Source organism: Alkalihalobacillus sp. BA299, assembly GCF_017745675.1.
Lineage (GTDB): Bacteria > Bacillota > Bacilli > Bacillales > Bacillaceae_F > Alkalihalobacterium.
This window is the reverse complement of the sequence record NZ_JAFLJM010000004.1, coordinates 129,734-156,232: the sequence shown is the minus strand read 5'-3', so window position 1 is coordinate 156,232 and position 26,499 is coordinate 129,734. Positions and strand designations below refer to the sequence as shown.

Sequence of the window (26,499 nt, the reverse complement as noted above, 5' to 3'; positions counted from 1 at the left end):
ATTCCTTGTTAAAATGGGCAAGAAAGTATATGATGAAAAACGTATATATACTATTTGACATAATAGGAAGGGTGAAAAAAGGATGACAACTCACGTAGAAAATTTAGCAGTTAACACGATCCGAACGTTATCTATTGATAGCATAGAAAAAGCAAACTCGGGGCATCCTGGTATGCCTATGGGGGCAGCACCGATGGCATTTTCGTTATGGACCAAATATATGGCTCATAATCCTAGTAATCCAGATTGGTTTAATCGTGACCGATTTGTTCTATCTGCTGGGCACGGTTCAATGCTGCTTTATAGCCTTTTACATTTAACTGGCTATGATTTATCTATCGAAGAGCTACAAAACTTTAGACAATGGGGAAGTAAGACGCCGGGACATCCAGAGTATGGTCATACACCTGGTGTTGAGGCAACAACAGGTCCACTAGGACAAGGGGTAGCGATGGCAGTTGGAATGGCAATGGCTGAACGTCATTTAGCAAGTACATATAATAAAGATAACTTCCAGATCGTTGATCACTATACGTATTCAATTTGTGGTGATGGTGACCTGATGGAAGGAGTTTCTCAAGAAGCTGCTTCACTTGCTGGACATTTAAAGCTTGGTCGTCTTGTTGTTATGTATGATTCAAATGACATTTCTTTGGACGGAGATTTAAACATGTCATTTTCAGAGAATGTTCAACAACGGTATGAAGCATATGGGTGGCAAGTCATTCGTGTAGAAGACGGGAATGACCTTGATGAGATAGGTAAGGCTATTGAGGCCGCAAAGGCAGATGAACGCCCTACTCTAATTGAAGTTAAGACTACCATTGGCTATGGTTCACCTAATAAATCAGGAAAATCTGCTTCACATGGAGCGCCATTAGGGGCGGATGAAGTAAAATTAACAAAGGAAACATATCAATGGGCATATGAGAATGAGTTCCATATTCCAAATGAAGTAGCAGAATATTATGCAAATGTAAAAGAAGAAGGTGCTAAAAAGGAAGCCGAATGGAATATGTTATTTTCGGAATATAAAAATGCCTTTCCTGAGCTTGCTAAGCAATTTGAAATGGCAGTGAATGGACAACTTCCGGAAGGATGGACTGATAATGCACCTGTTTATGAAGTTGGTAAAGGTGTGGCAACTCGCTCTGCCTCTGGAGATGCAATTAATGCTTTTGCAGCTACAGTACCACAATTAATTGGTGGGTCTGCTGATTTAGCATCATCGAATAAAACTTTGATGAAAAACACAGGTAATTTTAACCGTGAAGACTATAGCGGTAGAAATATTTGGTTTGGAGTTCGTGAGTTTGCTATGGGAGCTGCAGTTAATGGAATGGCTCTTCACGGCGGAGTTAAAGTTTTCGGTTCGACGTTCTTTGTATTTTCTGATTACTTGCGTCCGGCCATTCGTCTATCTGCAATAATGAAGCTTCCTGTTATTTATGTTTTTACTCATGATAGTATTGCCGTTGGTGAGGATGGTCCTACACATGAACCTGTAGAGCAACTTGCTTCATTACGAGCAATGCCAGATATTTCAATTATTCGTCCTGCAGATGGTCATGAAACAGTTTCTGCTTGGCGACTTGCTTTAGAAAGTAAAGATCAGCCAACATTACTCGTCCTTTCTCGTCAAAATCTTACAACATTAGAAACGACTCAAGCTTCCTCATATGAGGGTGTTAAGAAGGGTGCTTATGTTGTTTCTGAAGCTAAAGGTCAAAGCAATGCTCTTCTATTAGCAAGTGGCTCTGAAGTATCATTAGCAGTAGAGGCACAAAAAGTATTAGAGAAGGAAGGTATTTTTACATCTGTCATAAGTATGCCGAGCTGGGATCGCTTTGAGAAGCAATCTGCGGATTATAAAGAAAAAGTCATCCCGAGTGACGTGAAAACACGACTAGGTATTGAAATGGGATCCTCTCTCGGTTGGAGCAAATATGTTGGTGATCATGGTGATGTGATTGCAATTGATCGATTTGGGGCTTCAGCACCTGGAGAAAAAATTATGGAAGAATATGGATTTACCGTAGAGAACATTGTTGCGCGTGTAAAAGCAATGCTTCAAAAATAATACAATATATTAAAATTAATGAAAGAGACTGACTACTATTTAAAATGTCAGTCTCTTTCTATTGTGTTAGAACATCATTATTGAAGAAGGTATATTCATTTTTTCTATTAATCGACAAAATTAGAAGGTATGTTCTCCATTAAAGTGACAATTATTTTCTTCGCCCTATATTATACTTGTCTAAAATGGTGGAGGGATTATGATGAGAAAATATGATATCTACCTAATTAATGAAGAGGTTGCCCAAAATTACTTTGGACAAGAATCTAAACTGTTCCATTTATTTTTAGACGAGACTAGAGCATTTGATGAAAATAAGACCATTATTAAAAAACAGATTAAATATATTTCAAATTCTATCCCTGTAATGAAGTTACAGCAAAGCTTACTTCAAGCATTTAAACACCGAACTGACTACTTCTTTTTTAATCACGCACACCGTATCCAAATGGGTGATCCTTTGAGTAAAGCACAAGTTTTTATATTCTCAGACTATATACACATGGTAAGCGAAGGATCTTACGAAGCGGAAGTGATGTTTTTTGAAGTAATGCGAAAAATGAGTCCTACCTTTTTTGCATTAGATGTTTCAACTTATCGCTACGGATGGTTAAACCCAATTAAACAAGTGAAACTCGTATAAAGATTTTTCGTTTAGGACTTTTAATCAAAGGTGGGTTACGTTATAATAAGTAAGATTGTACTAGTCATTCTATAATATTTGATGAAAATGTTTTTCAACATGAAGGAGGAAGCAGTTTTATGTGGATTAATATCCTAGTAGGTACATTGTGCCTAATTGGTGGTATTGCGATTGGCTTTTTTATTGCCCGTAAAACAATGATGAACTATTTAAAGAAAAACCCACCGATTAATGAACAAATGTTACGAGTTATGATGATGCAGATGGGACAAAATCCGTCACAGAAGAAAATTAATCAAATGATGAAGGCGATGCAAAAACAAACGTCTAAATAAATCCCGTCAAATCAGGCTTTTCAGCCACATAAGGATAAATTATAAACTTTAAAAGTAAATAGAAAGGTTAATTTTTCTCCATGAATTATGGTTAATCTTTCTACTTTTATAAAAAACCACTTTTTTCTGTTTGAATGATTAAGCAGAAGAAGGTGGTTTTTTGTTGTTATTAGAGGCTTTACTAGCCGAATACATACACGATAATTTAACAAAAGGATTTACCGAAAAGACTATTTCTAATAAACGGCATGAATTCAAACACTTTAAAGCCTTCATCTATGAGAAGAGAGGAATTAAAGAAATTGAAAGTATAACCAGTCATGATTTAAAGGCTTACATTCGTTACAAACAGCAAGCAGGATTACAGTCACAAAGTATTGTTTCAATGCTCAAGATGGTTAAAGCATTCTTTAATTGGTGTGTTAAAGAAGAATATCTCAAAGAAAACCCCATGAACAAAGTGGATATGCCTAAAGTCCCTAAAAAACTGATAACTGGATTTACTGCAAATGAAGTAGCAAGAATGATCAATGCTTTTACTTATAATGATTATTTTCAAGCACGCAATAAGGCCATTATAGCAATGTTAGCCGACTGTGGTCTTCGTTCGGCTGAGCTAAGAGGATTGAAAAATAATGATCTAGGAGAAACAACAATTTTAATCAATGGTAAAGGTAGAAAACAACGGAATGTCTTTATAAGTCCACACTTAAAGAAAATACTTATTCGATACGAACGAATTAAAAAAGATTACTTTTCAGATAGGTTAATTGAAACAGATCATTATTTTCTTACTTATTTACTGTAAAGAGTGTGGAGATTCATTAAAGAAAAAGAATAATAGACAAAAGTATTGTAGTTTCTGTAAAGATGTTAAACGTAAAGAAGCAACAAGACAACGTGTAAGAAAACACAGGGAAAATGTAACGCTTTAAGAAGGGTAAAAACCTTTATTTATGTGGTTTCTGAGAGTCTAAAATACATAATCAATGGTATAAGTCTAATTGTTTAATTTTTAACCTCTAACCTCTAAGGCGTTACTGGTTTGGGAATTAAAAAATGTTGTTTATGATAGTATTTTTTTGTATGAAAAATAAGCAGATATACATGTTATACATAATATTTTGTATATAACTGTTTATTCAGAATAATTACATTAAAACATCTTTTAGTGAAAGAAGCAGCTTCTCTTTTATTGATTACAGACTTCGAAGTAAATAGTAAATAGTAAATAGTAAATCCTTTTTAAAATTAATTTCACTGGATAAATTTCTTCACAAGTTAGATACTAACTCTAGTGTTATTATTTAACACTAAACTCAATGTGGAGGGATGTACTTTGGATATTCTTTTTAGTTTATTCTCAGGCTTAATTACTGCGGGAGTTAGAGTAGCATTCTTCTTTAGCAATATCATATTCAGATTAAATGCGATGTTAAGGATGCAATCTCTAAATTAAATTATTGAATATTCATCAAGTATTACCTGTTTGCATTGTTTACGAAAAAGGTAAGTAAAATGCTTTGCTTACCTTTTTTAGTTAATACACCATTCATACTTATATATGATAGTCTCAAGGATTCAAACTTTACATTTCCTTTATATTTTTAAAGAAATTTATATTTCTATCCAAAATAGTAAAATATATTATATGAGGTGATTTTATGGATAAAGAGGATTTAAAGCTCACATCTGCTGAGATAGGGACATTGTGGGGAGAATATGTTAATGGTACAGCTGTTGATATTGTAAACAAGTATATGTTATCCATTATAGAAGATGAAAAGATTAGAACAATTTTTGAAGATGCGATATATACATTTGAAAAACAGAAAAAACAGATAACTAGGTTTATTGAAAACGAAGGATTTCCTGTCCCAATTGGATTTACTGATTCAGACCTTAATAAAGGGACAAAAAGATTGTTTTCGGACATATTTTGTTTACACTATTTACACATTATGACGTTACATGGTTTATTGGGACACATAACATCATTTAGCGCCTCTGTAAGAAAGGATTTAAGATATTTTTATGATTCATGCGATAATGATGGAAAAAGAATGTACCATCAAACAATTGAATTACTTTTAGAAAAGGGACACTTTCAAAGAGACCCTTACTTTTATTCTGAAGTAACTCCTGAATTTATTTCAGGTCAACAATTTTTAGATGGCTACTTTGGGGACAAACGACCTTTAGCTGCGACTGAAATTATCAGCCTTTCGTTTAATTTGAAAAAGAAGATATTGGAGAAAACTCTTTCTATTGCATTTAGCCAAGTTGCTCAATCTAAAGAAGTGAGAAGATTTTTAGAATCATCACAAAAAACCTCAAATAACCAAATTCAATCACTTAGTAATATATTAAAAAAAGATAATTTACCTGTACCAATGTCGTGGGAATCAGAAGTCACAACTTCTCAGGATTCTCCTTTTTCAGATAAGTTAATGTTGTATCATATTGGATTCCTACTACAAACCGCACAAGCCTATCATGGAACAGGACTTGCTTCCGCAATGCGAACAGACCTTGCAGTAACTTATGAAAAGATTATATTGAAAAACTTGATGGTGACAAAAGAATGGTTCAATATTATGACGCAATATAAGTGGTTAGAGCAGCCTCCGCTTGCTCCGAATAGAAAAAACCTTGCAAAAGACACATAATTAACCAAGGGCACCTCTCGTTAATGGGAGGTGTTTTAAATTTTACCAAAAAATCTTATTCAATAATACCGCTCCGTTAGAAGAAGGATTTTTTAATGAAGCGAATACTTATTTGTCCGAATGCAAATTTTTAATCGTTGAAAATTTATATCGTATTGTACATGTCTTTATTATGTAACGCTTTAGGGGTTTAAAAACCATTAATGACACTAGATAGTTATTTAGCGTGTACAAGTTCTCTTTTGAGTAATTCTGTCTTCAATAGTTCGATGAAATCTTTAGGTAGGTTACACTTAATTGACTTGTTATATGCCTCCAATAAATCCTCATCGCTTAACATTCCTAACATAAAAAAGCCTCCCTCGAATACGTATCCAAGAAATAATATTAAAGGGTAGGAGATTATAAATCAATAGTTTTTTGAATAATTGTTTAAAAATAATCACATAATATTACATATTATTTCAGCTTAACTTCTTACATCAACTAAATCTTCAAAATTGATGTAAAATCTCTCTGGATTGATGTTTTTTCAAAAGTACAAAAACTAGGACTTTCATTTTTTGATAGAACTCCAGCCGGAGCATTAGTTTCAAGAAATACAAACGATACGGAATCGGTTAAAGATTTATATGTTACTGTTCTTGCGACGTTTGTGCAAAACTTTATCTTTTTAATGGGTATTTTTATTGCCATGTTTTATTTAAATATTCAATTAGCATTTTTCTGTTTATTTTTATTACCTGTATTATTTTTACTTATGCAAATGTATCGTAAATTCAGTTCACGCTTTTATGCTGATATGAGTGAAAAGCTTAGTCAACTGAATGCTAAATTAAATGAGTCGATTTAAGGAATGTCCATTATTCAATTATTTCGCCAAGAGCGACGAATGAGAGAAGAGTTTAAAGCAATAAATGATCAGCACCAAGACGCTTGGATGAAAAGTATGAAATTAGATGGACTATTACTCAGACCAGCGGTTGATTTTGTTTCGATTTTAGCACTAATTTTAATTTTAAATTATTTTGGTATAACTTCTTTGAATGGTCCGATTGAAATAGGTGTTTTGTATGCGTTTGATAATTACTTAGATCGATTTTTTTAACCGGTGAATCAAATGATGATGCGACTTTCTTTATTCCAGCAAGCCATTGTTTCTGCTGGGAGGGTATTTAAAGTATTGGACCATGATGAGCTTGCCCCGATTCAAATCACCCGAAAATATTAATTTTGGATGAGGCAACAGCTAGTGTTGATACGGAAACAGAAGCGGCCATACAAAAAGCATTAGAAAAAATGCGGAAAAATAGAACAACGATTGCCATTGCACATAGACTGTCTACTATTAAAGATGCAGATCATATTATCGTTCTTCACCAAGGGGAGATTGTTGAATATGGTAATCATGAGGAACTATTAAAACAAGCTGGAATTTACCATAAAATGTATTTATTACAACAAGGAGCCGAAAAAGAAGTAAATGTTTCATAACTAAAAAAGCCTTAACTCTTAGTTGATTGTAGGAGTTAAGGCTTTTTTAATTCTTTTACACTCTCGTTTTCTTGACTTATTTGATCATAGTAGTTTAATAGTTTATCGAGCTCTTGACTCTTTTTTACTGCAATAGGAGAACTTAACCCGTAAATTAGTCCTATCGTAACTAACTTGTTTCTTTGTTCTTCTATTGTTGCTAATATATCCTCTCTACACATGATGTTCTCCTTTGTTTTACATCTATTAAAAATTATACAAAATACTGGATAAAACCACAACAGGTTGTTAGAATATTACACAATTATTTGTAAATATTATACAAGAATAATAGTTAACAAAAGGCAGTATTATTGACAATAATACGGTACAGGGGTATATTATTTATATTATATGTGTGAGGTGATCTTATGAGAAAAGAAATACCGCTAGAAGTCATTAATGAAAAGCCATCGTTTTCAGTATTAAAACGTAAGGAAGATAAAGAAAAGCTTCAAAATCGCTTAAAGAGAATTGAAGGGCAAGTAAGGGGTATACAAAAAATGATTGATGAAGACAGGTATTGTGTCGATGTACTTGTTCAATTATCGGCGGTCAATGCTGCTTTAAAGAAAGTCGGGTATACATTATTAGAGCAACATACAAAAGGTTGCGTTGCTAATGCGATTAAATCAGGTGAAGAAGAAGCAGCCTTAGATGAGCTAATGAAGGTAATCCATCAATTTACAAAATAAAAGGCAGGTGAACGTGATGGATAAAAAGGAAATGAATATACCATTCAAAAAAGTAGAGCTAAATATTAAGGGCATGACATGTGCGGCTTGTTCTTCAAGAATTGAAAAAGTCGTTGGCAAGATGGAAGGCGTGAAAGAGGTTCAGGTTAATCTTCCGTTAGAAAAAGGATCCGTTTCCTTTTATGAAGGTATTACAGACCTTGAAATGATTACAAGCAAAATACAAAAATTAGGATTTGAAGCAAAGGTGGATGAAGACGAACGTCCTAATGTCGACGAAAAGGAGCAAGAAATACGTAAGCAACGTAATAAATTTGTATTTGCTCTTATTTTTTCGCTGCCGCTTTTTGTAACGATGATAGACCATTTCTTCCCTGAAAAAATGCTATTACCTCATTGGTTAATGAATGGCTACTTGCAGTGGGTCTTAGCGACACCAGTTCAGTTTTACGCTGGTTGGCAATTTTACAAAGGGGCCTATAAAAATTTAAAAAATAAAAGTGCTAATATGGATGTATTAGTGGCGATGGGAACTACTGCTGCATACGTTTATTCCGTTTGGCTTGTAATACAGGGGGAAGTATACTTGTTTTTTGAAACAAGTGCGATCATTATTACTCTAATCCTTCTTGGAAAACTACTAGAAGCAAAAGCAAAAGGAAGAACTTCAGAAGCAATTAAGAAAATGCTTAGTTTACAGGCTAAAAGAGCAGTCGTAATTAAAAACGGAGAGGAAATCGAAGTTCCAATTGAACAAGTAGAATTTAATGATGTCGTTGTTGTGAAGCCAGGTGAGAAAATACCTGTTGACGGTATCATCGTTGAAGGATATTCGAGTGTTGACGAATCAATGCTCACTGGTGAAAGTATACCCGTTGATAAAAAAATTGACGACGAAGTTATTGGTGCGACGATGAATACACACGGGAGTTTTAAATTGAAAGCGACAAAAGTAGGCAAAGATTCAACTCTTGCTCAAATTGTAAAAATAGTTGAGGATGCCCAAACATCTAAAGCACCGATTCAACGTATGGCAGATGTTATCTCAGGATACTTTGTTCCGAGTGCTTTCGGAATTGCTTTCATATCCTTTGTTTTATGGTACTTTTTCTTAGGAGCTAGTTTTGAAGTAGCACTGATCAATTTTACAGCAGTCTTAGTGATTGCATGTCCATGTGCATTAGGATTAGCGACACCTACTTCAATTATGGTCGGTACTGGAAAAGGGGCTGAATATGGAATTCTGTTTAAAGGTGGAGAACAGTTAGAAACAGCTCATAAAATTACCACTGTCGTCTTTGATAAGACGGGTACGATCACAAAAGGTGAACCATCGTTAACCGACCTTTTTGTGTATGATACGTCGAATGAAGATCTCACATTGCAGTGGATCGCAAGTCTTGAACAAAATTCCGAACACCCTCTAGCTCGAGCGATTGTAAAAGGAGCTCAAGCTAGAAATCTACAAATCATACCGCCTGAACGATTTGAGGCGATACCAGGTAGAGGTATAAAAGGGACAGTTGATCAAGCTGAAGTGATCGTTGGAACTAGAAGGTTAATGCATGATTATGGTATTGTAATTGAGGATCAGCATGAGCAAACGTTGACCAAACTCGAATTAGAAGGAAAAACAGCAATGCTTGCAGCAAAAGATGGTCAACTTATAGCGATTGTTGCTGTTGCTGATGAAGTGAAAGAAACGTCGAAAGAGGCTGTTCAACAATTGCAACGCATGGGACTAAAAGTCGTCATGTTAACAGGTGATAATAAAAGAACTGCCAATGCGATCGCCAAACAAGTTGGAATAGATTTAGTATTTGCTGAAGTGTTACCAGATGAAAAGGCATTGAAGGTGGAAGAGCTTAAGAAACAAGGTCAAAAAGTCATCATGATTGGTGACGGCATAAATGATGCACCTGCTTTAGCTGTTGCGGATATTGGAATGGCGATCGGTACCGGAACAGATGTGGCGATTGAGGCATCTGATATCACTTTAATGCGTGGAGATTTAATAGCTGTCCCGCAAGCTATTAAAATGAGTCAATTAACGATGCGAAACATTAAGCAAAACTTATTTTGGGCATTTATATACAATTCGATCGGCTTGCCAATTGCAGCTGCCGGATTACTAGCCCCTTGGGTTGCGGGTGCAGCGATGGCATTCAGTTCAGTTTCTGTTGTTAGTAATGCTTTGCGTTTAAAAAGGGTAAAGCTTTAAATATAAATTTTATTTGATGGAGGAGATATGAAAATGATGGAAGAAACGATTAAGGTAAATGGGATGACTTGTGGACACTGTAAAGCTTCAGTAGAAGGTGTGTTATCAAAAATTGATGGGGTCACAAAAGCTGAGGTTAGCTTGGAAAATAAAGAAGTAACAGTAGAATTTAATGAAAACCAAGTGTCGATTGATAAACTAAAATCTGAAATCCAAGACACTGGCTTTGATGTCGTGTAATAAAATTTATAGTAATAATTACAAAAGTGAGGGAGCCAAATGAAAGTTTGTGCTCCCTTCATATTTTATTCACTTTATGAAAGTATACTTCTATAAGATTATCCTAAAGAACAATGGAATGGAGTGCCTACAATGAAAAAATATAAAAACCAACTTCTTTACTCATTTATTATTTCAGGAGCAGTACTTTTTTCGGCATGTGGCCAATCGAAAGCAGTACCAGAAGAAGGAGAATTAGTAGAAACAGAAAGTGAACTAGTTGAAGAGACAGAGGAAATTAAGGAAGAAAAAAAATCTGTTGATAAAGATGCCGTAAATGAAGAAACAAATGAAGTTAGTCATATTCACGGTCTTGAACTGAACCCAAGCTCGCCGGGGCGTTATTTAATTGCGACACATCATGGTCTAATTGAATTTGTAGGACTACAAGAAGCATACGTTTTAGGGGCGATGCGAGATGATTTTATGGGGTTCAGTCGTGTCGCCAATACTAACTATCTAATGTCAAGTGGTCATCCAGGATTTGATAGTGAACTTCCAGATCCACTTGGATTTATGTGGAGTGAAGATAATGGTCAATCGTGGGAGTTACGGAGCTTGCTTGGAGAGTATGACTTTCATGCGTTAGCTGCCAGTTATCAAGATGAAAACCACATCTTAGGATTTGCATTAGACTACAAAAATAACTATCAATCGCTTATTTTTAGATCAAAAGATCAGGGCTTTACTTGGGAGCGTATAGAAACAAATGGCTTGCCGCTAGACCATCATGGAATATACAATCTTGCATTTTCACCTGAAGATGACAATATTGTATTTGCTGCTACTGCTAAAGGGTTACTTCAATCTAAAGATAGTGGAGTGAATTGGACAAAAATCTTACCTGGTAATATTACCGGATTTGCAGTGATTGGTAATAAAGAAGTGTATTATTATGATGAAACAAATGAACAGCTTTATCATTGGATTGGAGATAAGAGTGTAGAGGTTTCATACCCCCGTGAGCACGGACCCATTAATTATTTAGTTGTGAATGAACATGGACAACTTGTTGTAACCACTCTCAATTCCTCACTGCTATTAAAAGAAACGGATACTAGCTGGAACATCTTAATTGACCATGGAAAAGTTCAGTAAGAAAGGAAATGAATATTGAAAAAACTATCTTTAGTGTTCCTTATATTGACGGTGGGTATTTTTGTATGGTTCGGCAACTACCAACAATCAGTAGCTATAAAGGATAGTCAGTTAACATTACCACAATTAGGATATCATGCACCGACGTTTTCACTTGAAAATTTATTTTCCTTATTATCTACAAACTTTGGCCATTTACTCTCAGCCCAACCTTATTGTTTGATTTGAGAAACCTCATCTATTATGCAGGTGGACCTGGGGCTATAATTACAGCGAGTATTATTATTTTTACGAAAGCCTTGCTTGTCCCATTCCAAATCAAGTAATATAGGTTTGAATATGCTATAATAAAATTTAGCGTTTTAGAAAGGGGGCTGCAAATGACAACATCGGTCCTATTAGCAACAATAGGTGCAGCGATAATGGCCACATTGGCAATCATTATTCGTTTAAAAGCGATTAAAAAACCTGCATCGGTAAAAAAGATCGTTTTACCTCCTTTGTTTATGTCGACAGGTTTTCTCATGTTTTTGTATGAACCGACACGACCTGCACCACTACAAGTTCTCGAGGCTCTATCGGTGGGAATGCTCTTCTCAATATTACTTATAAAAACATCGAGTTTTGAAATAAAAAATCAAGAAATTTATATGAAGCGTTCGAAAGCTTTTGTGTTTATTCTTGTTGGCTTACTTATTGTCCGAATAGGGTTTAAAATCATTATCGGTGATTCCATTGACGTTGAAGAGCTAAGTGGTATGTTCTTTTTGTTAGCATATGGCATGATCATCCCATGGAGAATATCGATGTACGTTTCTTATAAAAAAGTAGAGAAACAACTGAAAGATAGTGGTAAAAAATCAATGGTACCTGCAGAGACATAATAAAAAAGAGGCTACATCAGCCTCTTTTTTATTATGGTGGATTACACATTAAAATGGATCAAGTGTTTTTTTCATTTAAACAATGCTTGATACGGAGAAACATCAATTTGTTTTTCTCGAAGTTTTTTCAATAAAAACTTATGATCTCTTTTTGGTGTAGCTAAAATATATCCTTTAACAACAAGTTCTTCTGTTATCTCGTCTACCTTTTCATCGATGGCTAATTCACCAATTTTTCCAGCAATTTTCTGGCGAGCAACATCGCGAAAGAGTTCAGGTACTGGAGAAACAAGTTCCTCAAGCAGTTGCTTCATATCAGCGGACCATAAATGTGTTGTTTCCCTAATATAATGATCTTGCCAATCTAAAATTGACATGCCGTCTTCTTTTGGTAGTTTTTTTAGAAATTTTCGGAACATAAAATAACCGCCAATAAACATAACAGTTACTAAAAAGATGGTCCAAAAAACAATAAACCACATAAACCATGTTGACATATAAACACCTCGACACTTTCATCTAACCATTAGATTTTAACATAATGGAAGAAGAACATAAAATATATTTTACTCGCTTACTCATTTTCTATAAAATAGAACATTGAGGTGATTAATTGATGTTTATAGACATTATTATCTATGCAATCCATTTATTTATTTCAGTTATCTTTTTTATGTTAATTCCTTTACCTGTATTAATTCATGTAAATGTTACTGAAGGTACTGGTCGTATACCGTTAATCTTGAAGATATACAAAAAGGTAATTTGGGCCGCACACGGTGCATTAATAGTGCTGCTTGTAACAGGTTTGTTCATGAGATTTGATTTATCGTTATGGACGATTGTTGTTGTTGCGGTATGGATTGTTATTGGGGCTTATTTAGGACTTACAGCAAAATTTGTCCGTGAATCTCTTGAAGCGATTGATAACAAGCAACCCTATGAGGATCTTGTGTACAAAGTAAAAATGTTTAGTACATTACTGATGCTTGCAATTATCGCTATGTTCATTATAAAGTTTACTGACTTTCTTTAACGGTAATACAGTAAACCAAAGAAGCGCTATTTGAAGCGCTTTTTTGGTTTGAAACGATTGTGAAGTCGAACATATTAAGTAATTTTAATAAAGTAGTAAATAGAGTATAAGACAAATTAACCGTATATTTTATCAACCAAAGGGATGGATAACTTTCTAATAGATTTTATATATTGCCATTTTGTATAAATTTAAAAGGGTAAATTCCACTCTTATGGATAATTGTTTATTGAATTAAAAGTTTATAAAATAATCTAAATTCACTATATGATTTGAACCGAATGAATATTATGGTAAATAGATATAAATGTAAGCGCTAACATTTATGTCTAAAGGAGGGACGAGATAAGGTTAGCTGTCAATAAAGATTCACTTTTTTAAAGTGTCTATACTTGTTGACATGTACTAAAGAATCGACGAACCATAAAATAGTTTGGGTAGTTTGAACAACATAAATAGAATGGAGGATATAAAAGTATGGAAAACTCAATTTTATCATTATTACCACCAGTTTTGGCATTAACAATGGTTATTTTTACGAGAAGAGTATTGCTTTCTTTGGGCGTTGGAATTGTAATAGGTTCATTAATGATTAATTCATATCAACCACTTGATACTTTTAAACAAATTTTTTCGGTTGTTGGAAATATTTTTGTTGTTGATGGTGATCTTAATACGTGGGAGTTATATATTCTCTTTTTTTTATTGATATTAGGAATGATCTCTTCACTTATTTCAATTACAGGTGGAAGCCGCGCCTTTGGAGAGTGGGCAATGGAGAAAGTGAAATCGAGAGTAGGGGCACAATTAGTAACCTTTTTTCTTGGTGTCATCATATTTATTGATGATTATTTCAATAGTTTAGTAGTTGGAAATGTGAGTCAACCATTAACAGATAGATATAACATTTCTCGTTCTAAATTAGCTTATATCGTAGATTCTACATCAGCACCTATCTGTATCATAGCTCCTATTTCAAGTTGGGGAGCATATATTATTACTATTATTGGTGGAATTCTCGTCAATCATGGTGTAACTCAATATGAGGCGCTTACAGCTTTTCTATTAATGATTCCGATGAATTATTATGCTATCTTGGCAATTTTAATGGTTATAGCTGTTGTCATCTTTAAACTAGACATTGGTTTAATGAAAAAGCATGAAGAGTTAGCAATAAACTCAAATGGAATGGATAAGTATAACAGTAAAGAACTGGTTGATAGTGAGAGAACAATAAAAGCTTTGGAAAGTGGAAAAGTAGGAGATTTACTATGGCCAATTATAACCTTAGTTATCGGAACCATTTTCTTTATGTTCTTAACAGGAATACAAGCTTCTCAAGGGGAAATTAATTTAATTGCGATTTTTGAAAATACGGATGTGGCCACAGCATTAGTATATGGAGGTTTATTAGGTTTACTAGTTTCTGTTGTCTTGCTATTAGCAAAGCGTATACCATTTAGTGACTTTAGAATAGGATTATGGAACGGTATTAAATCCATGTTACCAGCGATTTATATTTTATTGTTTTCTTGGACGTTAATTGAAATTATTCGCGAATTAGGTACAGGACCTTATTTAGCTAGTTTTGTAAATCAATATCTTAACATTGCTTATCTTCCAGTATTGTTATTTATTATTGCAGCAGTCATGGCTTTTTCAACTGGTTCATCTTGGGGAACATTTGCCATCTTGTTACCTATTGCAGGAGAGATTGCGGCGTTAAGTGATATCAGTCTTATTTTACCGATACTAGCTGCTGTATTAGCAGGATCTATATTTGGTGATCATTGTTCACCAATTTCAGATACAACGATCCTTTCTTCAACAGGTGCTGGCTGTAATCATATTGACCATGTTATAACTCAACTTCCGTATGCCCTCATAATTGCAGTAATAACAGCTGTCGGCTACATGGTCTTAGGAGTGTCAGGAAGTGTAATGTTAGGGTTAGTAGTTTCAATTTTTATATTAATTGCTGTCATTTTTATAATAAAAAGGATAAATGTAGTTAAAAGTAATACAACTCAAAATATGCACAAAGTCGAAAAATAAAATTTTTAAGAAGAATAAAAGGGATTAACAAATTATCCTTTAATGAGTGAAATAGATATCTAGGCCATATGTTCCATTTTTTGAAGAAACTCAATCTCAATAGTACCCAATAATAAAGATGTAATATAAAATGTTTTTACAATAGCATTAGATGGAGGGGAAGATAGAAATGGAGTGGTCTTCACATATTGAATTTGTTTTAAATAAGACAAATGAAGGTGTTCATATTGTTGATAAAGATGGATTTACGGTTTTTTATAACCAAACAATGGCAGATATTGATGGGCTTAGTCGCGAGAAAGTCATTGGTAAAAATATTTTCCAATTGTATCCATCACTAACTGTTGAAACAAGTACCTTAAACAAGGCATTGTGTATGGGAATTAAAACTGAAGACCAAATGCAGACTTATGTTAACTTGCGTGGAAAACAAATTACGACAATTAATAGTACCTATCCTTTGTATGAAGAGGAAAGAATCATTGGAGCAGTAGAATTAGCTAAGGATATTACGATGATTGTGAATATGTATGATCAAACGATTGAATTGCAGAAGAAGCTATATGAAACTAAGAAAAAAGGAAAAAATTCAAAAGGGGCAGCAGATTATCAATTTAGCGATTTAATTGGAGAATGTAAAGCTTTTCAGGATGCTATTACAATAGCAAAGAAAGCAACTCGATCAGATTCACCTGTTATGATTTGTGGAGTCACGGGAACCGGAAAAGAGTTAGTAGCGCAAAGTATACATAATGGTAGTAGACGGAGTGAGGAACCATTTATTGCTCAAAATTGCGCAGCTGTCCCTAGAGAGTTAATGGAAGGTCTTTTGTTTGGAACAACGAAAGGGGCTTTTACTGGAGCGATTGATCGCCCAGGAATTTTTGAACAAGCAAATGGAGGAACGCTGTTTTTAGACGAGCTTAACAGTCTTGATTTACCTCTACAAGCAAAACTACTTCGTGTTTTACAAGACGGAAAGATCAGGAGAATTGGTGGCGAAACAGAGAAAGAAGTCGACGTTCGTATCATTACAGCGATGAACATTAGTACTGAAACCGCATTAGAGCAAAACATCCTGCGTTCAGATTTGTATTACCGTTTAAATGTTGTTCATATTCAATTACCTTCGCTTCAAGAACGAAAATCAGATATCTTGCTATTAGTAAATCATTTTATTGAAAAGTTTAATAGCATGTTTGGTACCCAAGTTCAGGAGATTTGTACAGAATGTTTGGTGCATTTGCATAACTATCATTGGCCTGGTAACATTCGGGAACTCAGTCATGCAATTGAATCTGCCTTTAATGTTATTGACAAAGGATATACTCGAATAGAAAAGCACCATTTACCATCACACATCTTTAAAACCTCGATTCAATCTGAACCGGAAGTAACCCGTTTTGTCCCAACGAAAGAGTCAATCGATTTACCGAATATTATGGAAGAGTTTGAGAGAGATATGATTATGAAAATGTATGAAAAAAATGCAGGGAACATCAGTCAAACAGCAAAGGCTCTTGGGCTAAAAAGACAAGCTTTGCAATATAAATTAAATAAGTATCATATTGATATGGATCGCAAAAAAATTGGCAGCAAATGATCTTTCATTGCTGCTATTTTTTTTGCACTATACAGTGGAAATTAAATAATATTCTAGTTTGAGAGATGCAAATGTACTTCATGTGATTTAATTTTTTAGAAATATAAAATCCTGTAACTACCAGTATTTATTGATGAATCCAATAGAGATAAGACTGAATTTTAAAATTTTTATAAATTATTCATCAGTTTGGCATCCTTCTTGCAATATATGTAAGTGAGTAAAAGAAAAAGTAAATTGGAGGAGGGTATACTATGACAAAAAGAAGCGAAACGATTAGTCCATTTAATGTAAGAGAGGGACGCCATTATACTGAGATTGAACTATGGAAGGATGTGCCTCAGGAAAAATGGGATGACTGGATGTGGCAACTTACAAACACCATTCGTACACTCGAAGATTTAAAGAAAGTTGTTAATTTAACTTCAGAGGAAGAAGAAGGAGTACGAATTTCTACTCAAACAATCCCTTTAAATATTACTCCATATTATGCTTCATTAATGAACCCAGATGATCCACGGTGTCCAATTCGGATGCAGTCAGTGCCATTGTCTGCTGAAATTCATAAAACGAAGTACGATTTAGAGGATCCATTATCTGAAGACGATGATTCACCTATTCCTGGGCTTACTCATCGTTATCCAGATCGTGTGTTGTTTCTAGTAACCAATCAATGTTCAATGTATTGCCGTTATTGCACAAGACGAAGATTTTCCGGACAAGTGGGAATGGGGGTACCTAAAAAACAACTAGATGTTGCCATTGAATATATTCGTCAAACCCCTGAAATTCGTGATGTGTTAATCTCTGGTGGAGACGGACTTTTGGTCAATGACACAATCCTTGAATACATCTTAAAAAACCTAAGAGCTATTTCGCATGTAGAGATTATTCGAATTGGAACAAGAGCTCCAGTAGTTTTCCCACAGAGAATTACTGAAAATCTATGTAATATTTTGAAAAAGTATCATCCAGTGTGGCTTAATACACATTTTAATCATTCACTAGAGCTTACAGATGAAGCGAAAAAGGCTTGTGACATGCTTTCGATGGCAGGTGTTCCACTTGGAAACCAGGCTGTTATTCTATCAGGAATTAATGACAGTACACATATTATGAAAAAATTAATGCATGATTTAGTAAAGTCACGAATTAGACCGTATTATATTTATCAATGTGACCTATCTGAAGGTATCGGACATTTTCGCGCTCCGGTCTCTAAAGGGTTAGAAATTATTGAAGGACTTCGCGGACATACATCTGGTTATGCAGTACCGACTTTCGTTGTTGATGCACCTGGTGGTGGCGGGAAGATCGCATTACAACCTAATTATTTGATTTCTCAAAGTCCAGACAAAGTGGTGTTACGTAATTTTGAAGGTGTCATTACAACGTATCCAGAACCTAATAATTATGTTCCTGGTCGGGCAGATGCATATTTTGAAGAAGTCTACGGTGTTAAGGCAGAGTCGAAGTCTGCTGGAGTTGCAGCGTTGTTAAATGATGAGAAATTTAATCTCGTTCCTGAAGGTTTACGACGACTTGATAAACGCAAGAAATATAGCTTATCTAAAGATCATGCTACATTAAAGGATCGACGTCAAAAGAGAGATGAAATGAAAGAAAGAATGATGAAAGCAAAGGAGAAAAAAGAAGAAAATCAACGTTCATCATAAGAAAGAGGTGGAGATCTTGCAATGCACATGGTGTGAAGATAAAGAGGTACAAGAAGCGACTAAAACCTGTTATTGGGTGATGCCAGACGGAAAAGATTACGTAGAAATATTACAAATACCAGCAAAGTTTTGTAAAAGCTGTGGCACATACTTGACGGATGAAATGAATCAAGAAATTGATAATCATTTATATATGAAGGATTTATCTGAATACTCAAACAAAATAACATATAAAGATTTGCTTGATGCTCCAGTAAAAAATATATTTGCATTAGGTAATCAAACGTGATCGGTGAGGTTGCCCTAAATGTAAAAAAATGAGCTGAACTAAAAAAGCAATATGCTTAAACAATTAGTTTTACGAAATGGAATGTATGACACTTACTGCTTAAAGGATGTTTCAAAGGTAAAAAGCCTTTGAGGCATCCTTTATAACAAAGGAAGGTGCTTATTATGAAGAATAGTAATATATTTCACATATCTCAATGTGAATCTGGCGTGAATTATACAATAAACATTTATATCGATATCACTAATCGACGATTACGTGTAGACGACTATCGCGGAAATGTTTCGTCTATTATGAAAAGAGTTGTCGAGATTGCCAAAGAGTATTCTTTTACAAAAGTTATTATTAAATCAAAAGATGGAGATTGGAGAAAATTTTTGTCTTATGGATATCAACTCGAAGGAATCATTGAAGGGTTTTTTAGCGGAAGTGATGCTTATTTTATGAGTTACTATTTTTCTGATGAACGGCGAACAAGTCATTACTGGAAAGAAGAAGATGATATTATTAACAGTGTTTTAGAGCTCCCAAATAATGAACCTATTCAACTGTTACCAAGTATCTACAAGATGAGACTAGCGACACAAGATGATGCAAGTGATCTTGCCAAACTGTATCACCACGTCTTCCCATCCTATCCAACACCGATGAATGAAAAAAGTTACATCGAGAAAGTAATGGATGAAGGAACTATTTTTTATCTTGTTGAATGGAATAGTGAAATTGTTAGTGCTGCTTCAGCAGAAGTGAATGCTCATTACCAAAATGCGGAAATGACCGATTGTGCAACGCTCAAAGAGCATCGAAAATATGGGTTTATGAAGCTACTTATTACAGAACTAGAAAAATATTTAATTGAGCAAAACATTTATTGCGCGTATTCATTAGCTCGCGCACGGTCCTTCGGTATGAATGCTGTTTTTGGGAAGTTAGGTTATCAGTATAACGGGAGGTTAACTAAGAACTGTGATATTTTTGGAGAATTTGAGGATATGAATATATGGGTTAAAAAATTAGTATAAGTCGAGATCGTTACTGAAAAAATGGAATTGAAATTTCAACCCTTGAGCCATCAGAACGTATGCAAGAACGTGGTTGGTGATAACTAATAAGAAGCATACAGGCAGTTAAAAAGAAGGGCCATTTTAATATCGTGCGGAGCTTACTCATCAGTCGAAACTACATATGGGTAAGCTCTCTTTTATGAAATATTAAAGGAGGATCAGGGCCAATGCTATAAACAATCTATGTCGCCGGCTTGTTCTAAGTGGTAAAGGAGTTTATAAGCCATAATAGCTAACTGTATTCTCAATCGATCATCGGCAATTTTTAAATCTATACCGGTTTTTTTCTCAATTTGTTTTAGACGATATTTTAAGGTATGACGATGAATAAACAATTCCGTAGCCGTTGTTTGCATGTTTTGGTTGTTCTTTAAATACGTATCTAATGTCTCGATGAAATCTGTTCCTTGTCTACTATTATATAATAAAACTCCTATGTTCTCCGTATAGAAATTTTTTAAATCGATACCCGATTTTTTCATATTAATAAGTAATTGATACATACCAAGCTCATCAAAGTGTGTTATTGAGCTTGAATTGGAGATTAATCCTGATAATGAAACAGCAATTTGTGCTTCTTTCGCACTTTTAGATAACATATTAATATCATCATAAGATTTTCCAATACCTATTTTTAATAAAATAGATGGAAAGAAGTACCTCCATTGCTTTTCTATTTCATAAGCCATTTTTTTACTATTACTTTCTGTTACATTTGTTAATAGCAACAAAGAATCTAACTTAGAACGAACAATGAAAGGTTTCCTTTTTTGCTTTAGCAGTTGATTGACGATTTGCAAAAGTTTACTAATTAGTGTTGGTAAATCTCTTTGTTTATCGTCACACTCTTCAAAAGTTAGATAGAAGAAAGTTTGTGTCAAGGAAAGGTCGTATCCAAGCTTTTGCCCTTGTTCAATTGATATAGATTTATTCGCAATATGGCCATTAATAATGTCTTCAAGAAAGTCTCCTTGCAGTCGAATTTTTGTTTCTTCAATTGCTACTTTTTTTAATGATTCGATGGCATAAATCGTTGCTGCATGTTCGATAGCGATATCATCCATTTTTCCCCAGACTTCTGAAGGTTTTATAGCTACGATACATCCATAAGAATGATCGTTTGCAATAATTGGATGAATAGAAATATGGTAATGGTTAAGGTGGAAATATGCTGATGTTCTATTTTTTGAGCATTCTTCAAGCTTTTCTAGTAAATCGAATTCTAATTCTGGCAAGGTTATTTTAGTCCCATGAATTACAATATCTATTGATTTGTTTACTATGTGATCAATATCATGCAGTTCATCGTATATGATAATTGGTGATGAAATTAATTTTGATAATGTATTGGCAATTTGGTTTGGATCCTCATTATCAAGTACTAGTTTAGTCAGTTCCTTATGAATACTAAGTGAATATTCCAATAATTGCATTTGGTTATTAACAATTTGTTCAAGAATTGCCTTAGTAATCATTGAAAAATTAATATCAGTAGGGATCTCTAGTAGGGGTAAATTATTTTCATTAGCAATTTCAATATATTGGGATGGAATCTCTTTTAGGTAAAAGCCTGTATAAATAGCAACTCCGGACAATTTTTTCAACGATAAAAGCAGCTTGAAATCATTTTGCTTTTGCTCACTCTCACTTAATCCAAATGCAGTGGTTATTAAAAACTCTCCTTCTTGTAATCTATTAATATCCTCAATTACTTCTACTATCGTTACCCATTTTATTAGGTTAGATGTCCCTTTATGACCTGCAATTAACCTTATATCTCTCATTACAGGTAACTGTAATGCTTCATGAATGCTAATAGCCATTTTTAACCTCCCTTTAATTATCTAAAGCATTCTTTTTTATTAATTAATCGTTATGTATAAAAATATTATTTTAGCAATATTACAATAAAACTATCATATCAATAGTCTACCATAGAATTAAGGTGTCTTCTAAATATGAATTATTGTACATGTTGTATAAAAAATTCCTTTAATTTATATCGTTTAGTCGAATAGAACACGAGATTAAATTCAAATAAACTGAACTCAATAATGTAACGGGCTTCTTAAACGCTCACAATCGTATCCCTATAAGAATGGATACTGGCAGTAAAGGTTTTATCAAAAGGGAGGAAAAAGGATGAAACGTGATCATTTAATAAAACCTATTTTAGAAGGTGTCTACCCTACCGTTGAATACGGAAATGGCATATATCTTTACGATAAAAATAACAAAGAATATATTGACGGATCGTCAGGCGCTGTAACAGCGAGTATCGGGCATGGTGTTCAAGAAATCATTAATGCAATGATTGATCAAGCGAAAAGGGTGTCCTTTGTTTATCGATCCCAATTTACAAGTGAGCCAGCTGAAGCTCTTGCGAAAAAAATTAGTCAAATTACTCCAGGAGATTTGAATTGGTCTTTTTTTGTCAATAGTGGTTCGGAAGCTACAGAAACAGCAATGAAGATAGCCATTCAGTATTGGCAAGAGCAAGGCAATTTCAAAAAAAATAAAATATTATCGCGATGGATGAGTTACCACGGAATAACGTTAGGGGCATTATCTATGTCTGGCCATGTGGGTAGAAGGGAACGATTTACTCCACTATTAGAGGATTTTCCTAATGTTTGTGCACCATATTGTTTCCGCTGTCCATTCAGTCAAACCTACCCTAGCTGTAATTTACTCTGTGCAAAAGAATTAGAACGAGCGATCAAGCGAATAGGTCATGATCAAATTGCGGCCTTTATTGCTGAACCTATTATAGGAGCTGCTGGAGGTGCTATTGTTCCACCTGAAGGGTACTACGCCGAAATTAAAGCGATCTGTGAACAATATAACATCTTATTTATTGCAGACGAGGTGATGACAGGTATCGGAAGAACAGGAAGAATGTTGGCAATCGAACATTGGAATGTCCTTCCCGACATTGTGGCATTAGGAAAAGGAATGAGTGCTGGTTATACTCCAATGGCTGCTACGGTTGTTAGTGATCGAGTAATGGAACCGATTGTAAATGGATCTAAAGTTATTATGAGTGGACATACGTATAGTGCAAATCCACAGTCAGCAGCAGTTTCACTCGCTGTCCTTCATTACATTGAAAAACATCAGTTAGTCCAAAGGGCAGAAGAGATGGGGAATTACCTTAAACAACGTTTATTTCAGCTTGGTAAACACTTTGAATTTATCGGTGATGTTCGAGGGAAAGGCTTACTGCTAGGAATTGAATTTGTAGCTAACAAAGGTGAGAAATGTTCATTACCACAAGATATCAGTAATCTGGTCATTCAAAAATCAATGGAAAGAGGACTAATCGTGTACCCTGCTAATGCTGGAGAGGAAGGTGTTCGAGGTAATGCAATACTCATCTCGCCTCCACTTGTTATTTGTAAAGAAGAAATAGATGTGTTGGTGAATCGGTTTAGCGACGCTCTTAAGGATGTAGAGCAAGATTTACTTCAATGGGGTTATTCTTCAATTGTTTAAATGGGAGGTTGGGGTAATGAAAGTATGCACCATTGAACAAGCATTAGAACATATAAACAATGGAATAAGCTTGATGTATGGGGGATTTGGTGGAATTGGGAATCCACCAACTTTAATAGATGGAATTATAAAAAAAGGAGTAAGAGAATTAAGCTTGATTGGTAATGATGTTGGATTTCCTGATATTGGGATTGGTAGATTGATAAGTCAGGGTCGAGTAAAAAGTTTAATTGCATCTCATATAGGTTCCAACCCAGTAGCGGGCCAGTTAATGAACGAAGGAAAATTAGAGGTGGAATTCTCACCACAAGGTACGTTAGTTGAACGTATTAGGTCTGGGGGAACGGGATTAGGAGGAGTGTTAGTTGATATAGGCATTGATAGCATTGTGGCTGAAAATAAAGAACGAGTTGAGATTAATGGAAAGTCTTATTTAGTCGAACCGGCTTTAACAGCAGATGTTTCGATTGTCTATGCAAAAAAAGCTGACACATATGGAAATTTAATTTTTGACAAAAGTGCAAGAAACACAAATCCTCTCGTTGCTATGGCTGGAAATATAACGATTGTAGAAGTAGAAGAAATAGTTTCAGAGGGGGAGCTGAATCCGGAAGAAATTGTTACACCAGGAGTTTTCGTAGATTTTATATTAATGAGTCAAGGGGTCGATTGGAAATGGGTATGGGAGTAGAAGTAAGACAACGTATTGCCAAACGAGCTGCTCAAGAGATAAAGAATAATATGACTGTAAATTTAGGAATTGGAATTCCTACATTGGTGGCAAACTATTTGCCGACTTCTATGAAAGTGAAGTTCCATGCGGAAAATGGAATTTTAGGTACAGGACCAAGTCCCAAAAAAGGGTTAGAAGATGCTAATTTATGTAATGCGGGTGGATATCCGATTACCATTGTAAATGGTGCTTCTTATTTTGATAGTGCTACTGCTTTTGGCATTATACGTAAAGGGCTTGTTGATGTCACCATTTTAGGAGCGTTAGAAGTTAGTGAAACTGGAGATCTAGCAAACTGGATTATTCCTGGTAAAAAAATTCCTGGGATGGGTGGTGCTATCGAACTTGCTCAGAAATCGAAAAAGGTAATTGTCCTCATGAACCATGTTAATAAACATGGGGAGTCCAAAATTATGAAGACGTGTAGCCTCCCATTAACAGCAAAAGGTTGTGTGGATCTCATTATTACAGAGATGGCAGTTTTTAAAGTAACTACTAACGGTCTTCTCTTATGTGAAATCATGGAGTCATATAGTATTGAAGATGTAATCAAAAGCACGGATGCAAGATTTACAATTGCAGAGACGGTAACAAGTATTAACTAACGTATTCTTGGTGAAGTGGTGTTTGGTCATGGTTATGTTCATGGTGACAGTAACATTAATGCATGAAATACTCCGTGAAAATGTTCGCCACGGAATGGTCACTCTATGTATGGCTGGTGGTATGGGACTTTCAGTAATTTATGAAAATATGACTCTTTAAGGAGGTTGATGTTAGTGGATAGTTTACGAGATAAGATTTATTCTTGGCTGAAAAAAAATCGAGAAAACCATGTTGCTTTTTTACAGGAACTTGTAAAAATTCCAAGCGTACAAGGTAATGAAGCTGAAATTCAGTATTTAGTAGCAAACAAGTTAAAAAAGATTGGGTTGGAAGTGGATACTTGGGAATTAGATGGAGAACAGTTAAAAAAGCACCCTTATTTCTTTTCTTCACGTGAGGAGTTTAAAGGGAGTCCCAATGTTGTAGGTGTACTAAAGGGTACAGGAGATGGACCTTCAATCGTTTTAAATGGGCACGTTGATGTAGTACCTGCGGGGGACATTACCCAATGGGATAGTGATCCTTATCAAGGTCATATTATTGATGGAAAAATGTATGGACGTGGTACAACGGATATGAAAGGTGGCAACCTTGCTCTTTATTTAGCGGTTGAAGCTATTAAGGGAGTAGGATTACAGCTAAAGGGTGATGTAATTTTACAAAGTGTTGTTGAGGAAGAAAGCGGTGGAGCGGGTACCTTAGATGCTATATTAAAAGGCTACAAGGCGGATGCAGCAATAATACCTGAACCAACAAATATGAAAATATTTCCGAAACAACAAGGGTCGAAATGGTTTAGGATACACATTAAAGGGCGTGCTGCACATGGGGGAACACGTTATTATGGTGTAAGTGCTATAGAAAAGAGTACTCTCGTTCTTAGACATATTGAAACCCTTGAAAAAATACGTAATAAACGGATTCGTGATCCATTATATAATAATATACCTATTCCTGTTCCGATTAATATTGGTCGTATAGAGGGTGGGGACTGGCCGTCATCTGTTGCTGATCAAGTGAAACTAGAGGGGCGAATCGGTATAGCACCTGACGAACAGATTGAAGAGGTTCAAATAGAATTGGAAGAATGGTTAAAGGATTTAGGATCTATTGATCTTTGGTTCAGAGATAACCCAGTAAAACTTGAATGGTATGGTGCACGTTGGTTGCCAGGTTCAATTGTTGAGGACCATCCATTAATGAAGATCTTATCAAACAAATACGAAGATGTTTTAGGTAAGTCTCCGATAATAGAAGCATCCCCATGGGGGACTGATGGTGGTTTACTATCCCAAGTTGGACAGACTCCTTCGATTATTTTTGGACCAGGTGTATCCACTATGGCGCATTTTCCAAATGAATATATTGAACTAAATAAAGTCTTCGAAGCAGCAGAGGTTATTGCACTTACCGTTATTGAGTGGTGCGGGATATATGAAGCGGATAACTGAAATATTTAGTCACAGTTTATTGTTCTTTTATCTTGTCTAGATGACTGCCACTTA

Annotated in this window: 25 protein-coding genes and 1 pseudogene; 22 read left to right on the top strand and 4 right to left on the bottom strand. The window is 34.8% G+C overall.

Features of this window, described 5'->3' with window-relative positions; genetic code table 11:
- The first annotated feature begins 82 nt into the window (after positions 1–82).
- The 5 genes from tkt (at position 83) to J0N78_RS06840 (ending at position 5,727) form a co-directional block, all read left to right on the top strand.
- Positions 83–2,080, top strand: coding sequence for a transketolase (gene tkt / locus J0N78_RS06860; protein ID WP_209122289.1), 1,998 nt, complete (start codon positions 83–85; stop codon positions 2,078–2,080).
- A gap of 202 nt (positions 2,081–2,282) precedes the next feature.
- Positions 2,283–2,723 carry a sporulation inhibitor of replication protein SirA gene (gene sirA, locus J0N78_RS06855; RefSeq protein WP_209122288.1) on the top strand — a complete coding sequence of 147 codons (441 nt, stop codon included), beginning with the start codon at positions 2,283–2,285 and terminating at the stop codon, positions 2,721–2,723.
- A 119-nt stretch (positions 2,724–2,842) separates the two neighbouring features.
- Entirely contained in the window at positions 2,843–3,058 is a 216-nt protein-coding gene (locus J0N78_RS06850; protein WP_075386040.1) for a YneF family protein, read from the top strand.
- A 163-nt stretch (positions 3,059–3,221) separates the two neighbouring features.
- Positions 3,222–3,866 carry a tyrosine-type recombinase/integrase gene (locus tag J0N78_RS06845; protein WP_209122287.1) on the top strand — a complete coding sequence of 215 codons (645 nt, stop codon included), beginning with the start codon at positions 3,222–3,224 and terminating at the stop codon, positions 3,864–3,866.
- Positions 3,867–4,722: 856 nt separating this feature from the next.
- Positions 4,723–5,727: a DUF3231 family protein gene (locus J0N78_RS06840; protein ID WP_209122286.1), complete on the top strand. Its 1,005-nt coding sequence runs from the start codon at positions 4,723–4,725 to the stop codon at positions 5,725–5,727.
- A 217-nt stretch (positions 5,728–5,944) separates the two neighbouring features.
- Here J0N78_RS06840 and sda read toward each other — a convergent pair whose 3' ends face one another.
- A complete protein-coding gene (sda, locus tag J0N78_RS06835) occupies positions 5,945–6,067 on the bottom strand; it encodes a sporulation histidine kinase inhibitor Sda (protein ID WP_247747177.1) in 123 nt (40 codons plus the stop codon).
- A gap of 165 nt (positions 6,068–6,232) precedes the next feature.
- Here sda and J0N78_RS06830 point away from each other — a divergent pair.
- A pseudogene (locus tag J0N78_RS06830) lies at positions 6,233–7,221 on the top strand (ABC transporter transmembrane domain-containing protein); the annotation flags it as partial.
- Between the two features lie 35 nt (positions 7,222–7,256).
- On the opposite strand, the gene J0N78_RS06825 reads toward J0N78_RS06830, so the two are convergent.
- A complete protein-coding gene (locus J0N78_RS06825) occupies positions 7,257–7,442 on the bottom strand; it encodes an aspartyl-phosphate phosphatase Spo0E family protein (RefSeq protein ID WP_209122284.1) in 186 nt (61 codons plus the stop codon).
- A gap of 189 nt (positions 7,443–7,631) precedes the next feature.
- Between J0N78_RS06825 and J0N78_RS06820 the strand changes: the two genes are divergently transcribed.
- From J0N78_RS06820 to J0N78_RS06800, 5 genes are all read left to right on the top strand, one after another.
- Positions 7,632–7,955: a metal-sensitive transcriptional regulator gene (locus J0N78_RS06820; protein ID WP_209122283.1), complete on the top strand. Its 324-nt coding sequence runs from the start codon at positions 7,632–7,634 to the stop codon at positions 7,953–7,955.
- 16 nt (positions 7,956–7,971) lie between these two features.
- Entirely contained in the window at positions 7,972–10,176 is a 2,205-nt protein-coding gene (locus J0N78_RS06815) for a heavy metal translocating P-type ATPase (protein WP_209122282.1), read from the top strand.
- Positions 10,177–10,203: 27 nt separating this feature from the next.
- A complete protein-coding gene (copZ, locus tag J0N78_RS06810) occupies positions 10,204–10,416 on the top strand; it encodes a copper chaperone CopZ (RefSeq protein ID WP_374193885.1) in 213 nt (70 codons plus the stop codon).
- Between the two features lie 132 nt (positions 10,417–10,548).
- Positions 10,549–11,553, top strand: a complete 1,005-nt coding sequence (locus tag J0N78_RS06805) for a F510_1955 family glycosylhydrolase (protein WP_209122281.1) — start codon at positions 10,549–10,551, stop codon at positions 11,551–11,553.
- Between the two features lie 380 nt (positions 11,554–11,933).
- Positions 11,934–12,437 carry a CcdC family protein gene (locus J0N78_RS06800; protein WP_209122280.1) on the top strand — a complete coding sequence of 168 codons (504 nt, stop codon included), beginning with the start codon at positions 11,934–11,936 and terminating at the stop codon, positions 12,435–12,437.
- Positions 12,438–12,508: 71 nt separating this feature from the next.
- On the opposite strand, the gene J0N78_RS06795 is transcribed toward J0N78_RS06800, so the two are convergent.
- Positions 12,509–12,934 carry a DUF2621 domain-containing protein gene (locus J0N78_RS06795; RefSeq protein WP_209122279.1) on the bottom strand — a complete coding sequence of 142 codons (426 nt, stop codon included), beginning with the start codon at positions 12,932–12,934 and terminating at the stop codon, positions 12,509–12,511.
- Between the two features lie 119 nt (positions 12,935–13,053).
- Between J0N78_RS06795 and J0N78_RS06790 the strand changes: the two genes are divergently transcribed.
- The 6 genes from J0N78_RS06790 (at position 13,054) to ablB (ending at position 20,118) form a co-directional block, all read left to right on the top strand.
- On the top strand, positions 13,054–13,473 hold the full coding sequence (locus J0N78_RS06790) for a hypothetical protein (RefSeq protein WP_209122278.1): 420 nt from the start codon (positions 13,054–13,056) through the stop codon (positions 13,471–13,473).
- A 477-nt stretch (positions 13,474–13,950) separates the two neighbouring features.
- Positions 13,951–15,528 carry a Na+/H+ antiporter NhaC family protein gene (locus J0N78_RS06785; protein WP_209122277.1) on the top strand — a complete coding sequence of 526 codons (1,578 nt, stop codon included), beginning with the start codon at positions 13,951–13,953 and terminating at the stop codon, positions 15,526–15,528.
- A 169-nt stretch (positions 15,529–15,697) separates the two neighbouring features.
- The gene (locus tag J0N78_RS06780) at positions 15,698–17,131 is read left to right on the top strand and encodes a sigma-54 interaction domain-containing protein (RefSeq protein WP_209122276.1); all 1,434 of its coding nucleotides are present in this window, start codon (positions 15,698–15,700) and stop codon (positions 17,129–17,131) included.
- A 254-nt stretch (positions 17,132–17,385) separates the two neighbouring features.
- On the top strand, positions 17,386–18,807 hold the full coding sequence (gene kamA, locus J0N78_RS06775) for a lysine 2,3-aminomutase (RefSeq protein WP_209122275.1): 1,422 nt from the start codon (positions 17,386–17,388) through the stop codon (positions 18,805–18,807).
- Positions 18,808–18,823: 16 nt separating this feature from the next.
- The gene (locus J0N78_RS06770; protein ID WP_209122274.1) at positions 18,824–19,096 is read left to right on the top strand and encodes a YokU family protein; all 273 of its coding nucleotides are present in this window, start codon (positions 18,824–18,826) and stop codon (positions 19,094–19,096) included.
- 164 nt (positions 19,097–19,260) lie between these two features.
- Positions 19,261–20,118: a putative beta-lysine N-acetyltransferase gene (ablB, locus tag J0N78_RS06765; RefSeq protein ID WP_209122273.1), complete on the top strand. Its 858-nt coding sequence runs from the start codon at positions 19,261–19,263 to the stop codon at positions 20,116–20,118.
- 212 nt (positions 20,119–20,330) lie between these two features.
- Here ablB and J0N78_RS06760 read toward each other — a convergent pair whose 3' ends face one another.
- Positions 20,331–21,983, bottom strand: a complete 1,653-nt coding sequence (locus J0N78_RS06760) for a PucR family transcriptional regulator (protein ID WP_209122272.1) — start codon at positions 21,981–21,983, stop codon at positions 20,331–20,333.
- A gap of 319 nt (positions 21,984–22,302) precedes the next feature.
- Between J0N78_RS06760 and J0N78_RS06755 the strand changes: the two genes are divergently transcribed.
- From J0N78_RS06755 to J0N78_RS06735, 5 genes are read left to right on the top strand one after another with little or no spacing between them, the layout of a single operon-like run.
- Positions 22,303–23,655: an aspartate aminotransferase family protein gene (locus J0N78_RS06755; RefSeq protein ID WP_209122271.1), complete on the top strand. Its 1,353-nt coding sequence runs from the start codon at positions 22,303–22,305 to the stop codon at positions 23,653–23,655.
- A gap of 16 nt (positions 23,656–23,671) precedes the next feature.
- Complete coding sequence (locus J0N78_RS06750) at positions 23,672–24,346, top strand: CoA transferase subunit A (RefSeq protein WP_209122270.1); 675 nt, start codon at positions 23,672–23,674, stop codon at positions 24,344–24,346.
- Positions 24,331–24,993, top strand: a complete 663-nt coding sequence (locus J0N78_RS06745) for a 3-oxoacid CoA-transferase subunit B (RefSeq protein ID WP_209122269.1) — start codon at positions 24,331–24,333, stop codon at positions 24,991–24,993. The genes J0N78_RS06750 and J0N78_RS06745 overlap by 16 nt, the downstream gene beginning before the upstream one ends.
- Before the next feature lie 28 nt (positions 24,994–25,021).
- Positions 25,022–25,153, top strand: coding sequence for a hypothetical protein (locus tag J0N78_RS06740; protein WP_209122268.1), 132 nt, complete (start codon positions 25,022–25,024; stop codon positions 25,151–25,153).
- 14 nt (positions 25,154–25,167) lie between these two features.
- Positions 25,168–26,445: a peptidase gene (locus tag J0N78_RS06735; protein WP_374193884.1), complete on the top strand. Its 1,278-nt coding sequence runs from the start codon at positions 25,168–25,170 to the stop codon at positions 26,443–26,445.
- Positions 26,446–26,499: the final 54 nt, after the last annotated feature.